We start from the raw sequence: 14574 nt of genomic DNA on the forward strand, positions 1-14574 counted from the left end.
ACAGTCGATTTAGTCTGGTTCCGATACCTGGACTTAACGGTCAGTTCACCTTGGCGTCATGCGGGTCGGCGAACCCCGATCTGCCGGGCGGTGCGACGTCGCCGTCAGGGGTTGATGGTGTAGTCGCCGATCTGCCGGCCCCATACATAGTCGAGAAACATCGGTGAACCGATCTCGAAATGGTTGTAGGGAGCCAGGTCGTAGCCTGCGTCCATCACCAGATACGGAGCGGGCCACAGGTCCCTGGTGATCTTCTGCCAGCAGCCCGGTTTCCCGCCGGGGCCACCCCTGGTGTTGGTCCGGGGCAGGTTCTCGGGGTAGATGTACGGGCCCGGTGCACCGGTAATGGCGCCCGCCGAGGTCGCCCCGAGTGCGTAGCCGTTGAAGCCGAGCGCATTGCGGATCCTGGGCGCCACTTCGTCGTAGTTGCGGATCGTGCACACGATCTCGGGGCTGTACTCGTCGAGTAGCTGCGCCGTGGGGATGAGGTCGGCGGCTCCCCGCGCCAGGTAGGGCCCGGCGCGCTCGAACACCGGGGTCGCGGTGTCGGCGAATCCGGCGGCCGCCAGCAGCGCGGCGTCGAGATCGTTGCGCTGCTGACTGACGGTGTGTGCCGTGGTGCTCGCCGCGTCGAGCGCCGCCAGCAGCTCCGGTGCGGCGTCGGCGTAGATGTCACCCAGAGCCGCCAGGCGCTGCACGTCCAGGCGGGCCGCAGGCAATTGCGGGTTCAGGTCGTCGAGGATCGCGTTTCCGTCGGTCAGCGAGGTGCCGAACTTGTCGCCCAGCCCCGCCAGTGCCAGGCCGGCCGCGTTGAGCGTCAGATTGAGCTTGACCGGATCGACCTTCTCGGCGATGGCCGTCAGGGTCTGGAACAGTGTGTTGAATTCGGTGGTCACCTTCGTCGCATCGATCACGATCGACGGCGTGATATGTTGCGGCGCCGGTTCTTTCGGCGAGCTGAGCGACACGTATTTGTTGCCGAATACGGTGGTCGCCTTGATCTCGGCGGCGACGTTGGCCGGAATCTGCGGGATGTACTTGGGGAAGATGTCGAGGACCAGCTGGGCTGCCGGGACGCCGTCGCGGCTGATCTCGGAGATGGCGCCCACCCGGCCGATCTGCACGCCGTTGTAGGTGACCTTCGCGCCCGGATCCATCACCAGGCCCGCCCGGGGGGCTACCATCGTCAGCTTCGTCTTCGGGGTGAAGTTCCCGCGGAACTGCCAGTACAGCGCGCCCAGGACAAGCGTCAGCGCCACCAGCGCGACAAGGCCGATGGTCCGGTACGGTGGCCGCGCGCCCGAGCGACGACGCTCCATGATTCTGAGACCCTAGGGTATGGCAGCCCGTCAGAAAGCCGATCCGGCAAAGACACGGCAGGCCGTGTCGGCGATCGCCGACTGGCTGCGCGACGAAACCCACCCGATGCCCGAGCGGGCCGCCCTCGCCGCCGCTGTCCGTCTCACGGCCCGGACCCTGGCCGACCTGGCTCCCGGTGCCAGCGTGGAGGTGCGGATACCGCCGTTCGTCGCAGTGCAATGCGTTTCCGGTCCCCGGCACACCCGCGGTACGCCGCCCAATGTGGTGGAAACCGATCCGCGCACGTGGCTGATGGTGGCAACGGGGCTGATGGGGTTCGGCGACGCTGCCAACGGCGGTGCCCTGGCTCTTTCGGGGTCACGTGCGTGTGAAATAGAACACTGGATGCCGTTGTTGCGTTTAACGCCTTGACCTCTACTGACCTGGAGTTTGGCGGGCGACACGCCCATCTTGTCCACCGCAACACGCGGTTCGGCATTGCGCAGGCCGCCCGCGGTGCCCGTAGACTCCGTAGACGTCACTAACCGCGCCCTAGGGAGCCGCCACGCCGTGACCGCGCAGCAGCCCGAAGAAGATTTCAGTTCGCCTCGTGAAGAGTGTGGTGTATTCGGGGTCTGGGCCCCGGGTGAAGATGTCGCCAAGCTCACCTACTACGGCCTGTACGCCTTGCAGCACCGCGGCCAGGAAGCCGCGGGCATCGCCGTGGCCGACGGATCCCAGGTGCTGGTTTTCAAAGACCTCGGCCTGGTCAGTCAGGTGTTCGACGAGCAGACGCTGGCCGCCATGGAGGGTCACGTCGCTATCGGGCACTGCCGCTACTCCACCTCCGGTGACACCACCTGGGAGAACGCCCAGCCGGTGTTCCGCAATACCGCCGCGGGCACCGGAGTTGCGTTGGGGCACAACGGAAATCTGGTCAACGCCGCTGAGCTGATGGCGCGCGCCCGCGACGAGGGCCTGATCGCCAAGCGGGCACCTGCCCCGGCGACCACAGACTCCGACATTCTCGGTGCGCTGCTGGCTCACGGAGCGGCCGACTCCAGCCTGGAACAGGCTGCGCTGGAGCTGCTGCCGACCGTGCGCGGCGCGTTCTGTCTGACATTCATGGACGAAAACACGCTGTACGCCTGCCGCGACCCGCACGGCGTGCGGCCGCTGTCTCTGGGACGGCTGGATCGCGGCTGGGTGGTGGCTTCGGAAACCGCTGCCCTCGACATCGTCGGCGCGTCGTTCGTGCGGGACATCGAGCCGGGTGAACTGCTGGCGATCGACGCCGACGGGGTGCGTTCCACCCGCTTCGCCAACCCGACCCCCAAGGGCTGCATTTTCGAGTACGTCTACCTGGCCCGGCCGGACAGCACGATCGGAGGCCGGTCGATCCACGGTGCCCGGCTGGACATCGGCCGCCAGCTGGCGCGCGAGTCCGCGGTCGACGCCGACCTGGTCATCGGCGTGCCCGAGTCCGGCACGCCGGCCGCGGTGGGCTACGCGCAGGAATCCGGCATCCCGTACGGGCAGGGCCTGATGAAGAACGCCTACGTCGGGCGCACCTTCATCCAGCCGTCGCAGACGATCCGTCAGCTCGGCATCCGGCTCAAGCTGAACCCGCTCAAAGAGGTGATCCGCGGTAAGCGGCTCATCGTGGTCGACGACTCGATCGTGCGCGGCAACACCCAGCGCGCCCTGGTCCGCATGCTGCGCGAAGCCGGGGCCGTGGAAGTGCACGTCCGGATCGCCTCGCCGCCCGTCAAGTGGCCCTGCTTCTACGGCATCGACTTTCCGTCCCCGGCCGAGCTGATCGCCAACGCCGTCGAGGACGAAGGGGAGATGCTCGAAGCGGTTCGGCACGCCATCAATGCCGACACGCTCGGCTACATCTCGCTGCGGGGTCTGATCGCGGCCACCGAGCAGCCCGCGTCGCGGCTGTGCACGGCCTGCTTCGACGGCACTTATCCGATCGAACTGCCCAGCGAGAGCGCGCTGGGCAAGAACGTCATCGAGCACATGCTGGCCAACGCCGCGCGCGGCGCCGGCCTGAGCGACCTGGCCGCCGCTCAGGACGCGCCGGACGTTCCGGTAGGGCGCTGACGCAGGCTCTGGGTAGGTAACCGTTACCGGCGGTGCCTGCCGACCGGTAGCCTTTATCGCGATGACGGATCCCGAACTGAGCGCCAAACGCGGCGCGGGCAACCAGGGCATCACCTACGCATCGGCCGGGGTGGACATAGAAGCCGGTGACCGCGCTGTCGACTTGTTCAAGCCGCTGGCGTCCAAGGCCACCCGACCCGAGGTGCGCGGAGGGCTCGGCGGCTTCGCCGGGTTGTTCGCCTTACGCGGTGATTACCGCGAACCGGTGCTCGCTGCCTCCACCGACGGCGTCGGCACCAAGCTGGCGGTCGCCCAGGCGATGGACAAGCACGACACCGTGGGCCTCGACCTGGTCGCGATGGTCGTCGACGACCTCGTCGTCTGCGGTGCCGAACCGCTCTTCCTGCAGGACTACATCGCGGTCGGCCGCACCGTCCCGGAGCGGGTTGCGGCGATCGTGGGTGGTATCGCCGAAGGCTGCGTGCGTGCCGGCTGCGCGCTGCTGGGCGGCGAGACCGCCGAGCACCCCGGGCTGATGGAGCCCGACCACTACGACATCTCGGCGACCGGGGTCGGCGTGGTGGAGGCGGACGACGTCCTGGGACCGGACCGCGTCAAACCCGGCGACGTCATCATCGGGATGGGCTCCTCGGGGCTGCACTCCAACGGGTACTCGCTCGCCCGGACCGTGCTACTCGAGATCGACCGGATGAACCTGGCCGGCTACGTCGAGGAGTTCGGCCGCACGCTGGGCGAGGAGCTGCTGGAGCCCACCCGCATCTACGCCAAGGACTGCCTGGCGCTGGCCGCCGAGACCCAGGTCCGCACCTTCTGCCACGTCACCGGCGGAGGGCTGGCCGGAAACCTCGAACGCGTCATCCCGCACGGTCTGGTCGCCGAGGTGGACCGGGGCACCTGGACCCCCGCACCGGTCTTCGCCATGATTGCGCAGCGTGGCCGTGTGGCCCGGCCGGAGATGGAAAAGACCTTCAACATGGGTGTGGGGATGATCGCCGTCGTGGCACCCGAAGACACCGACCGCGCATTGGCCATTCTGACCGCCCGGCACTTGGACTGCTGGGTGCTGGGCACCATTTGCAAGGGTGGAAAGGAAGGCCCGCGCGCGACGCTTGTCGGGCAGCATCCGAGATTCTGAAGCGATGCGGTGCCGAGTGGCACCTGCGTCAGATCAGCGGCGCCAGGTGTCCTCGTCGTCCCATGAATCGCCCTCCACGCTGTCGGAGTCATCGGTGCTGGTGCTCGTCCCTGACAACTCGCGCTGAAGCCGCGTGAAGTCGGTCTGCGGGGAGCTGTATTTCAGTTCTCGAGCAACCTTGGTCTGCTTTGCCTTAGCCCGGCCGCGGCCCATGGGGGGACCCCCTCGCGAAATAACGGAGCGGCCTACGAGTAGGCGGCTCCGATCTCTAGTGTCGTTATTGTCCTGACGACAGCTTACCGTGCCGCGCGGCCGAAGGTGGGCGCGCCCTGCCCAGCCGCACATGGCGGATGTCACAGTGTGATTGAGCGCTGGGGCGCGCTGCTTATCGGGCGCTGCCGCGTGACGCTCTATCGGGCGCCGCCGCGTAGCCGATCCACCGCGAGCCGGCCGGCGCCCACCTCATTCAGCGGTGGCAGCGAGTCCGCGTCGATCACGGCGGCCACCTCGCCGTCGGCCCCCGTCGTCAATTGTGTGTCGGCGGGGATGCCGCGCTTGACCAGCGCCAGTGCCACCGGTCCCAGGTCCACGTGCTCGACCACCGTTCCCAGCCGTCCCACCGCGCGGCCGCCGGCGAGCACCGCGGCACCGGTGGACGGCCGCTCTGCCGAACCGTCGAGGTGCAGCAACACCAGCATCCGGGGCGGCTTGCCCAGGTTGTGCACGCGAGCCACCGTCTCCTGGCCGCGGTAGCAGCCCTTGTCCAGATGCACTGCGCCCTCGCCGGGCCCGCCGATCCAGCGCACTTCGTGCGGGATGGTGCGCTCGTCGGTGTCGACGCCCAGCCGCGGGCGCAGGGCGGCCACGCGGTGGGCCTCGTAGGCCCACACCCCGGCCGGACGGACCCCGGCCTGGGCCAGTCGCTGCCGCCAGTCGGCCGCCGAATCGCGCGGTACCAGCAGATCCAACTCGATCGGACCGTTCGGGGTGCTCGGCATCCGGCGCAGGAATCCACCGGCCGGCAGTGGCACCGCTGACCATTCGGGTGGGAGGGCGTCCACCCCCAACGCCGCCAGGATCGGCGGCTCCGCCAGCCGCGGCCCGATCAGCGACAGCACCGCCAGATCCGCGGCGGCCGCCGTGACGTCCGACCAGAAAACCATCTTGCGCAGGTACGCCAGCAGCGGTTCACCGCGCCACGGTTCGGTGTCCAGGTAGGTGATGCCACCCAACTCGGTCTGCAGCCAGTGATCCTCGACCCGGCCCTGGCCGTCCAGGCTGAGGTTCGCTGCGCTGGCGCCCTCCGGTAGCGCGCTGACGTGCTGCGTGGAGATGCTGTGCAGCCAGGTTTGGCGATCGGCTCCGGTCAGCGTGATCACGGCACGGTGCGAACGGTCCACCAGAATGGCGTCGGTCTGACTCGCCCGCTGCTCGCCGAGTGGGTCGCCGTAATGCCAGATCGCACCGGCGTCGGGGCCGGGATCCGGGGCAGGGACTGGGTTCATGTGTCAACTCTACGGCGGCGTATCCCCGCCAACCGCCGAGCGTGAAGCCAGCCGCACACTCGGCGCCGAGCGTGCAGCCAGCCGCACGCTCGCCCAGGGTGCGGGCGGTTAGGCTCACTCCCCATGACGGGTGTGGTCGTCACTCTGGACGGCGAAGTTCTCGACTCGGGGACCCCATTGCTGCATGCCGACGACCTGGCGGCGGTGCGGGGCGACGGAGTCTTCGAGACGCTGCTGGTGCGTGAGGGCAGGGCATGCCTGATCGAGTCGCACCTGCAGCGACTGACCCAGTCGGCGAAGTTGATGGACCTGCCCGAACCGGACCTGGACCGGTGGCGGCGGGCGATCGACGCGGCGACCGCGCAGTGGCTGAGCATCTCCGACGACGAGGCCGCGATGCGCCTGGTGTACAGCCGCGGCCGGGAGAGCGCGCCGGCGGCGTCGACCACCTACGTGATGGTCAACCCGGTGCCGGATCGGGTGAACGCGGTGCGGCGCGAAGGTGTTTCGGCGATCACGCTCGATCGCGGATTGCCGGCGGGCGGCATCGACACCATGCCCTGGCTGCTGGCCGGCGCCAAGACGCTGTCGTATGCCGTGAACATGGCCGTCCTGCGCCATGCCGCCCGACAGGGCGCGGGCGACGTCATCTTCGTCAGCACCGACGGCTACATCCTGGAAGGGCCCCGCTCCACAGTGGTCATCGCTGTGGAGGGCGAGGACGGCCGCCCCTGCCTGCTCACCCCGCCACCGTGGTATCCGATCCTGCGGGGTACCACCCAGCAGGCACTCTTCGAAGTGGCACGCGACCGCGGGTACGACTGCGACTACCGTGCGCTGCGACCCGCCGATCTCGTCGCGGCACAGGGCATCTGGCTGGTGTCGAGCATGACGCTGGCCGCGCGCGTGCACACCCTCGATGGCCGCCTGCTACCGAGGGCCCCATTCGCCGATACGTTCGCCGAGCTGGTTGACGCCGCGATCGTCATTGATCGCTGAGCGCTTAAATCTGTTGTCGCCGGGCCGGAGTCGCGGTAGCGTCGGCTTTACACAAGAGAGGAGGTGGTCCGCGAAATTGATAGCTTCATGGACATGTGAGGTGGCTGCGCGCTAGCTGCATTGGCTCGGAAGAGTCAGCGATTTACGCGCGCTGGCGAATTTCCCGCAGCCACCCGGCCCTCGAGCGTCCGGTCTGTCCAACCGGAGCGTCGCTCGGGGGCCGCTCCATTTTCGCCGCCATTTTGCGCCCGCTTTCCGGGCTTTCTACTTGTTCGCCCTCGCCGCGATCTGATCGGCGAGTTTGGCGCCGCCGTCGGTGATGTCGTTTCCGCACGCCTGAACCTCGATGACCAGGTCGCCCGCCGCGCTGAGGGCATGCTGGCAGGTGCGGCTGTTGTTGTCGGTCTCCGCACGCGTCATCGTGATCTTCGGCGCGGCGCCATTGACTTCGCCGAAGCTCCACTCGGTGCTCTTGCTCGGGCCGGTGAACGTGACGGTCTTGTTGGCGCACGCCCGCCACTTCCCGGCGGACGACTCGACGAATGCGCGAGCCTTCTCCGCCGAGGGGAACTTCGCGACCGCCTCGACCACCCGGTGGGCGTCACCGGAGGACTGAACGACCTGGCTGTGGATCGCGGTCGGGTCGTGCGGCCGGTACACCGACTCCTGGAACGGTTCGAACGCCGACAGACATTCCGGATCGGACAACGTGCCCTGCGGCGCCCGCAGCTGGTCGCTGCGGGCGCTTTCCTTCATGTTGGGGTCGCCCAGCACGTTCCCGATGTCGGCGGCGCCAAGCAGGACGGACTCGGTTTCGGCCGGAGCGGCAACCCCGTTGGGCACGCCGTTGGATTCCCCACTCGGCTTCGACGCCGCCGGCTTGCGGCTGTTTCCGCCGCCGGTGGCGAACACCACGATCAACACGATCGCCACCACAGCGGCCAGCGCCGCGCCGCCGATGATGAGCAGCTTCTTGCTCGACTGCCCGCTGTCGGTGCCGGCCGCAGAGACCGCCTGACCGGCGGCGGGGCGGGGCTGGGGTGCGGCCGCAGGAGCGACAGCGGCGGCCGCCTCCGGGGCCTTTGCCGCCGTTTCCTTGGCTGGCGGCGCTTCTCCTGGGCCACCGTCCTTGGCCTCGATCTCGGCCAGCACATTGTCGATTTCGGTCCGGGTGCGGTAGGTGACGTCGTGGCGCATGCGCAGCATCCGCAGCAGCTGTGCGATGTCGCTGCGCGCGCTGGGGTCGTCGCCGTCCTCGTCGAGCCCCGATCGCAGCTCCACCAGCAGCTGCAACTGCGTCTGAGGAGTCAGCTCTTTCTCCGACAGGGTGTTGCCCAGCCGCATGATGTAGCCGAACGGCACCGGCGGCTCTTCGGGCAGCGGCGACGGAAGCGGGGCGGCCTTCTGGATCATGGCGTGGATCGCGGTGACCAGCTGGATGCCGGCGTCCACCGTGGGGTTCTGGTAGTCGATGATCTGCAGCGTCGAGACGGGATTGACCCGGACGCTGTCTACGGGGCCCACCTGGACGGGCAGGATCGGGCGATTGAGAGCCTGGGCGTAGCGCAGCTCGGCCTGGCTGGGCTTGGACTGCAGCCAGTTGTTGGACAGCGCGACGATGAACACATCACAGGAGCGGATCTGCTCCAGGATCGCGTTCCACCAGGCGTCCCCACCACCGAGTTCCTGGTCGAACCACACCTTCTGCTGAGCGCGCTTCAACGCGGTCGTCAGCGCGTCCAGCGACGTCCTGTCCTGGCTCGAATAGCTGATGAATATGGCCACGGAAGTCTCCTCAATTGAGGGCAGGGGGAAGCTGATACGGCGAAACCGTCATGCGACGGTAGCGCATGGTACTGGCCGCAGCAATCGGCTCTGGCAAACCAGCTGCGGCGTGCCGCGGCGATCAGTCGGCGGCGGGGACATGCGCCTCGTCCGGGGGGTGGAACTCGGCGTAGCGCTGCGTGAATTCATGGCCCGGCACCGGCCACTGCTCGCCTTCGGATCCTCGCACCACCCAGTCGCCGTCGGCCGCATTCGTGGGGCCCTCCAGCGTGTTGATCGACTCGCCCGGTTGTGCCGGACGGGCCTGGACTCGCCCTTTCCGGCGCCAGAGCCCGTCGCCGGCGGGTTCGTAGGTCGCGTGGAAGATGTCGTCGCGCACCGACCAGGTCTTGCCGTCCGAGCGCACCTCCCAGTCGCCGGCGTCGGCGTGCATGGTGTGCCCGGAATCCGACGTCCACGTCCAGGGTGCGGTGCGTTGCTCGGCGGACACCGTCCCGACCCGTGTGAAGGTCCGCCACAGTGGGCGGGACCGGTAGCCGAGTTGGCGCAGGCTCCACAGTGTGGCCGCCAGGCTGCGTACCGCGGCGCTGAGCAGGTCCGGGTTGTTTTCGACGGTGGACCAGTCCACCAGCTTGTCGTGGATCTTGCGGGAGTCGTCGCGGGGCGTGCCGTACTTCCAGCCGTTGCGGCGGTAGTACCGGCACCAGTCCTCGTGCTCGGCCTGCGCCATGGCCAGCGCCGAGTACCGGTCGAAACCCATCAGCGCGAGTTGCTCCAGCGGCGGCGCGTCGGCCATGTCGCGCCCGGACAGTTGGGCCGGCGGGCTGCCCCAGGTGTTCCAGGTGTGCCCGGCGACCTGTTCGACCATCCACAACGCGTTGCGTACCTGTCGCCTGTTGGAGCCACGGTAGAACTCGTCGAGCTCGATCCACGGCACCGAGGCGGGGCCACGCGGCCAACTGGGATCGATGGTGGCGACGTACCGTTCGTGGATCAACCGGGCGGCCCGTTCCCAGGCATCCTGGACCTGACCTTCACGGCTGTCCAGCACCAGGGAGTAGGACTGCAGCATGCCGACCACCTGGATGGAGTCGTCGGCGATGCTGGTGTTCAGATCCGAGGTGTAGACCGGCATCTCCGGGAAGCGCGCGGCCAGCCTGGTGCCGGTGGTCGCGGTATGGGTGTCGACCAGGATCACGGCGCTGGTCGTGGGGTCGGTGTCGCCGATCAGGCGCAGGATGGTGGGGATCGTCGGGCCCTCGGACACCGCGTCGATCGACGGTCCGTCGGAGGCGAATCCTGCTTGCTGACGGTAGAACTCGTGATCCTTCAGGTACTCCTCGGCGTCGCGTTCCACCAGCGTCAGCGACGGCAGCGGCACCGCACCCGGGGGCGTGTAGAAGTCACGTTCCAGCGCGCGACGGGTCAGGTCCGCACATAGCGCCAACGTCAATTGTGAAGTGCCGCAGACGAACACACGCTTGGTGCGGCCGGTCGCGATGATCCCGTCCAACAACCGGCTTGCCGTGACCTCGTACTTGCCGACCACATCGGCCGCCCATCGGGTGTCGGATCCGCCGAACTGCTGGGCACGCCAGGCTTCGGCCAGCCAGGGGTCGTCGATGCGCACGATCAGCGGCAGCCGCCTCTTGTGGGCGACTTCCGCGAGCCGGCGGCTGATCAGGTCCAGCCACAGCAGGTTGATGGCCGGGTCGGGCGCCATCAGATAGAGCCGGCTGAGGTGGCGCCACAACCGCAGTGACACCAGCGTGGCCGGTGTGTTGAAGTCGACGAGCACCACACGGGCGCCCATCCGGCGGACCCGCTGCACCCGGTCGTCGTTGGCGCTGGTGATCACGACCAGGGTGCCGCGCCGGTCCAGCGTGCGGGCGACGCCGCTGATCATCGACTCGGTGTCGTCGTCGACCCCCACGATCGCGGTGACGGAATCGGCGAAGTTGGCCCGCAGCCGGTCGACCTGAGACCGGAAAACTCCGACCACCACACCGCCCAGGCCGGTGAAGATCGCCGAAACCGCTGCCATTCGGGCCAATTCGAGACCGACCGGTGTCGGGCTGGGGCAGATGTGTCCGCCCAGCGAGTAGTCGCCGCTGCTGCCTTTGATCAGCTGGGCGGTCAGCATCAGCGGGGTGAAGACCGCCGGATGGTTCTCGTCGTGACAGTTCCAGTACGAGCTCAGTCCGAGAATCGCGCTCATGGTGATCAGCACCGCAATCACGGTGAACGAAACCCCCACCAGGCGGTGGCTGGTGTTGGACCGGAAGGTCATTACACACACCGTGACCAGGACGGCGACCACGATCGCGGTCGTCGACATCGATCCCGGTCGGCCGAACCAGGCCAGCCCGGACGGCAGCAGGTCGAGAATCGCGGGCTGAAAGGCCACCGCCGCCAGGTACCCGATCAACAGGACGGCGAGGATGGACATGCTCCAGCGCACCGGGGGCGGGGCGATTCTCTTCTGGCCCATCGAACCTCGCTTCCGGCGGCCTGCTAGGACGCGAACAGTACACGCGCAAGTGCGCGGGAAGGCAACAAGAAGTTCGCGGCCGCGGCTACTGTGCGAGCCGGGTGTCAGCCGACGAAACGGGACAGTCGAGCCGACAGATGCGGGACCAGGCCGCCGTCGGCGTCCACCCGTTCTTCGACGTAGGCGAGATCGCCGCCCTCGACGATGCCGTAGAGCCGTTTGGCGCCGCCGACCAGCACGCCGGACCGGCTCCTGGCCAACGCGTCGGTGACGAGTTCCCACGACGACTGGTTGCGCGGGCGGCCGTAGAACAGCTCGACGTAGCCGGCCGAGTGCGCCAGCAGCAGCTCGATGGCCTGGGATTCGCTCGGGTCGTCCGGATCGGCGACGAATCGCCAGAAGCCCGTCTCACGCAACGCCGGCTGGTGGTACTCACCGGCGTCGTCGAGGCGCCAGGACCGGGCTTCCCAGTTCAGGTAGTCACCGCCGTCGTGGGAGACCACGATCTGCTGGCCGAACCGGTAGTCGCCGTCGTGAGCACGACCCTCGCCCTCGCCGCGCCACACGCCCACCAGCGGCAGCAGCGCCAGCAAGGCGTCGTTGAGGTTGGCGCCTTCCCGCAGGTTCGCGGTGTCGGCAGGCACCGGCAGGTCGTCGTACGCGGGGATATTCCGGGTAGCGGTCAGTTTCGCCCGCTCCGCCGCCTGCGACAGTTCGTCCGCGGCGTCCTCCCCCTCGGTGGACGTCACGACTCGTCGGTGATCAACCGATACAGCGCATACAGCGCGAACCAGGAGATGATCACAGTCGCGAGGACCAGCATGATCTCGAAGAACAGCACCACGTGCTCGAGTCTAAGCGATCACCTTCGCCGTTGAGCCTGCCCTGTGGATGGCGACGCCTGAATTCGAGTTGGACTTCGTCACCCGCCCAGTGCGCAGCGAGCCCGTCAGGCGACCTTGATGTCCACCTCGTGAATGCCGGCACCGGAGGGCGCCACTACCGCGTCGCCGTTGCCCACCCGGGACAAGGCCCGCAGTGTCCACGAGCCGGGTGCGGCGAAGAACCGGAAGTCACCGGTCGCCGACGCCACGACCTCCGCGGTGAACTCGTCGGACGAGTCCAGCAGACGGACGAAAGCCCCGCCGACGGCCTGGCCGTCACCGTCCACGACACGGCCGGTGATCACGGTTTCCTTCTCCAGGTCAACGCTGGCCGGCAACGTCAGTCCTTGCTTCGGTGCAGTGCACATCTCAGTTTCCCAACTCGATCGGGGCACCCACCAGGGAGCCGTATTCCGTCCAACTGCCGTCGTAGTTCTTCACGTTCTTGTGGCCGAGCAATTCCTGCAGGACGAACCAGGTGTGCGACGAACGTTCCCCGATCCGGCAGTAGGCAATCGTTTCCTTGGTTCCGTCCAGCCCGGCGTCGGCGTACAGCTTGGCCAGCTCCTTGTCGGACTTGAAGGTGCCGTCCTCGTTGGCGGCCTTGCTCCACGGAACATTGATGGCGGTGGGGACGTGGCCGGGTCGCTGGCTCTGTTCCTGCGGCAGGTGCGCGGGCGCCAGGATCTTGCCGGAGTACTCGTCAGGGGAGCGCACGTCGACCAGGTTCTTGGTGCCGATGGCCGCGATGACCTCGTCACGGAATGCGCGGATCGAGTTGTCCGGTGCGGCCGCGGTGTAGGAGGTGGCGGGCCGGTTCACCGCGTCGCTGGACATCGGGCGGCCGTCGAGTTCCCACTTCTTGCGGCCGCCGTCGAGCAGCTTCACCTTGTCGTGGCCGTACAGCTTGAAGTACCAGTAGGCGTAAGCCGCGAACCAGTTGTTGTTGCCGCCGTACAGGATCACGGTGTCGTCGTTGGAGATGCCGCGGTCGGACAGCAGCTTGGAGAACTGCTCTGCGTCGACGAAGTCGCGCTTGACCGGGTCCTGCAGGTCGTCTCGCCAGTCCAGCTTGATCGCGCCGGCGATGTGGCCGCCGTCGTAAGCGCTGGTGTCTTCGTCCACCTCGACGAAGACGACATTTTCGGCATCCAGATTGCTCTCAGCCCAGTCGGCGGAGACCAGGACGTCGGAGCGTGCCATGGGGGATCCTTTCGATTTCTACTAACGGGCAGCGTGGTGAGATCGCCTGGGTACGCCTGTTGCGCAAGGAAGACATGCCACGGTGAGGGACCTGGCCGCTCCGAGCCTGCGCAGAAAGGCGCGGCTACTCAGCAGCTACAGCAACAGCAACAGCACGCGACGCGGCACAGCGAAACCGTGCGGCGCTTGGTGAGCACAAGCTCGATGCGGGCTGACACGCCGGTTAGCTTACCCAATGAAACAGTGATCAAGCCAACAGCGGCGGAAGGGGCGGCGGTCGCCCGCGTCACGACCGCTTGAAGCCTTCCAGCGAGACCGTGACTCCCCTGGTAATGCCTTCGATGATGACGTCGGAACCGCGGGCTCCGACGGTGTTCGGCGCCACCCCGAACGGAAGCCTCTGATTGGGCAGTCTGGTGGCGAACGCCCGGAGTACCGCGTCGCGTTTGTCGTCGGGAACGGCGCGGTCTTCGGTGTCGGGCCCGGTGAGCACGCCGGTGGGAGTGATCACCAGCGTTGCCGGGTCATCGGGAGCGATCGACAGATCAACCGAGATGCTGACCCGGTGCTCGAAGTCGGCCGACTTCGGCGGGGTGCCGCTGAACACGAGGCCGTGGCTACCCGATATCCCGGACTCGGTGGTCCCGCCCGTGGCGTCGTTGGATTCCTGGGGTGGGGCCTCCACCATCAGGTCGGTGATGCCCATATAGCGGCCCAGATGCACCGAGTCGATGATGATCCGGCTCTCCAGCTTGCCGACCGGGAGCTTGGCCTCGGGCCTGATCAGCCAGGACGCGTCGGTCAGGTCGACCGAATGCATGGTGGCCTCGAGGGTGGCTTTGCCGACGGCTGCGTGATCGACGGCTCCCGCCTTGATCTCCAGCTGTGTGTAGTTGTGGCGCATCGCCTGCGGGATGAACGGGAAGGCGATGATGGCCACGAACGGGTCGGAGCCCAGGTCGGCGGCTCTGCGCACCGTCGTCGAGAGCCGGTATTCGGCGTAGATGCTGGCGCCGTAGTCGACGCCGACCGCGCCGAGTGCGATGACGCCGACGGCGATCGCCGCGGCGGTGGCAGCGGCCAGGACTTTACGCACGCGGACATTCTGACATCGCCGTGTTGGGTTGCTCACAGTCGTCTCGC

At 67.7% G+C, this 14574-nt stretch carries 13 protein-coding genes; 4 read left to right on the plus strand and 9 right to left on the minus strand.

Annotated features, from left to right (window positions below; all coding sequences use genetic code 11):
* Positions 1–104 precede the first annotated feature (104 nt).
* A complete protein-coding gene (locus QXK92_RS29175) occupies positions 105–1319 on the minus strand; it encodes an MCE family protein (RefSeq protein ID WP_306247653.1) in 1215 nt (404 codons plus the stop codon).
* A gap of 19 nt (positions 1320–1338) precedes the next feature.
* Here QXK92_RS29175 and QXK92_RS29180 point away from each other — a divergent pair, with 19 nt between their 5' ends.
* The 3 genes from QXK92_RS29180 (at position 1339) to purM (ending at position 4564) form a co-directional block, all read left to right on the plus strand.
* Positions 1339–1731 (plus strand): sterol carrier family protein, encoded by a 393-nt coding sequence (locus QXK92_RS29180; RefSeq protein ID WP_306247655.1) that lies wholly within the window; start codon positions 1339–1341, stop codon positions 1729–1731.
* A gap of 138 nt (positions 1732–1869) precedes the next feature.
* Positions 1870–3408, plus strand: a complete 1539-nt coding sequence (gene purF / locus QXK92_RS29185; protein ID WP_306247657.1) for an amidophosphoribosyltransferase — start codon at positions 1870–1872, stop codon at positions 3406–3408.
* 61 nt (positions 3409–3469) lie between these two features.
* Positions 3470–4564: a phosphoribosylformylglycinamidine cyclo-ligase gene (gene purM / locus QXK92_RS29190; RefSeq protein WP_306247658.1), complete on the plus strand. Its 1095-nt coding sequence runs from the start codon at positions 3470–3472 to the stop codon at positions 4562–4564.
* 33 nt (positions 4565–4597) lie between these two features.
* On the opposite strand, the gene QXK92_RS29195 is transcribed toward purM, so the two are convergent.
* Both QXK92_RS29195 and QXK92_RS29200 read right to left on the minus strand, forming a co-directional pair.
* Complete coding sequence (locus tag QXK92_RS29195; RefSeq protein WP_306247660.1) at positions 4598–4777, minus strand: DUF3073 domain-containing protein; 180 nt, start codon at positions 4775–4777, stop codon at positions 4598–4600.
* Between the two features lie 197 nt (positions 4778–4974).
* Positions 4975–6069, minus strand: coding sequence for a folate-binding protein YgfZ (locus QXK92_RS29200; RefSeq protein ID WP_306247662.1), 1095 nt, complete (start codon positions 6067–6069; stop codon positions 4975–4977).
* Between the two features lie 132 nt (positions 6070–6201).
* Between QXK92_RS29200 and QXK92_RS29205 the strand changes: the two genes are divergently transcribed.
* Positions 6202–7068, plus strand: coding sequence for an aminodeoxychorismate lyase (locus tag QXK92_RS29205; protein WP_306248015.1), 867 nt, complete (start codon positions 6202–6204; stop codon positions 7066–7068).
* A 264-nt stretch (positions 7069–7332) separates the two neighbouring features.
* Here QXK92_RS29205 and QXK92_RS29210 read toward each other — a convergent pair whose 3' ends face one another.
* From QXK92_RS29210 to lmeA, 6 genes are all read right to left on the minus strand, one after another.
* Positions 7333–8853 carry a sensor domain-containing protein gene (locus tag QXK92_RS29210; RefSeq protein ID WP_306247664.1) on the minus strand — a complete coding sequence of 507 codons (1521 nt, stop codon included), beginning with the start codon at positions 8851–8853 and terminating at the stop codon, positions 7333–7335.
* 121 nt (positions 8854–8974) lie between these two features.
* Complete coding sequence (locus tag QXK92_RS29215) at positions 8975–11344, minus strand: RyR domain-containing protein (protein ID WP_306247666.1); 2370 nt, start codon at positions 11342–11344, stop codon at positions 8975–8977.
* Between the two features lie 104 nt (positions 11345–11448).
* A complete protein-coding gene (locus QXK92_RS29220) occupies positions 11449–12093 on the minus strand; it encodes an FABP family protein (protein ID WP_306247668.1) in 645 nt (214 codons plus the stop codon).
* A gap of 200 nt (positions 12094–12293) precedes the next feature.
* On the minus strand, positions 12294–12596 hold the full coding sequence (locus tag QXK92_RS29225) for a DUF1416 domain-containing protein (protein ID WP_205874850.1): 303 nt from the start codon (positions 12594–12596) through the stop codon (positions 12294–12296).
* 1 nt (position 12597) lies between these two features.
* Positions 12598–13431, minus strand: coding sequence for a sulfurtransferase (locus QXK92_RS29230; RefSeq protein ID WP_306247670.1), 834 nt, complete (start codon positions 13429–13431; stop codon positions 12598–12600).
* 286 nt (positions 13432–13717) lie between these two features.
* Positions 13718–14527: a mannan chain length control protein LmeA gene (gene lmeA / locus QXK92_RS29235; protein WP_371934352.1), complete on the minus strand. Its 810-nt coding sequence runs from the start codon at positions 14525–14527 to the stop codon at positions 13718–13720.
* Positions 14528–14574 lie beyond the last annotated feature (47 nt).

This window comes from Mycobacterium sp. TY815, from assembly GCF_030755135.1.
Lineage (GTDB): Bacteria > Actinomycetota > Actinomycetes > Mycobacteriales > Mycobacteriaceae > Mycobacterium.

Excerpts from the sequence above, each read along its gene's own strand:
- QXK92_RS29175 (WP_306247653.1), bottom strand. The coding sequence starts at position 1,319 with ATGGAGCGTCGTCGCTCGGGCGCGCGGCCACCGTACCGGACCATCGGC.
- QXK92_RS29180 (WP_306247655.1), top strand. The coding sequence starts at position 1,339 with ATGGCAGCCCGTCAGAAAGCCGATCCGGCAAAGACACGGCAGGCCGTG.
- purM (WP_306247658.1), top strand. The coding sequence starts at position 3,470 with ATGACGGATCCCGAACTGAGCGCCAAACGCGGCGCGGGCAACCAGGGC.
- QXK92_RS29195 (WP_306247660.1), bottom strand. The coding sequence starts at position 4,777 with ATGGGCCGCGGCCGGGCTAAGGCAAAGCAGACCAAGGTTGCTCGAGAA.
- QXK92_RS29200 (WP_306247662.1), bottom strand. The coding sequence starts at position 6,069 with ATGAACCCAGTCCCTGCCCCGGATCCCGGCCCCGACGCCGGTGCGATC.
- QXK92_RS29215 (WP_306247666.1), bottom strand. The coding sequence starts at position 11,344 with ATGGGCCAGAAGAGAATCGCCCCGCCCCCGGTGCGCTGGAGCATGTCC.
- QXK92_RS29225 (WP_205874850.1), bottom strand. The coding sequence starts at position 12,596 with ATGTGCACTGCACCGAAGCAAGGACTGACGTTGCCGGCCAGCGTTGAC.
- QXK92_RS29230 (WP_306247670.1), bottom strand. The coding sequence starts at position 13,431 with ATGGCACGCTCCGACGTCCTGGTCTCCGCCGACTGGGCTGAGAGCAAT.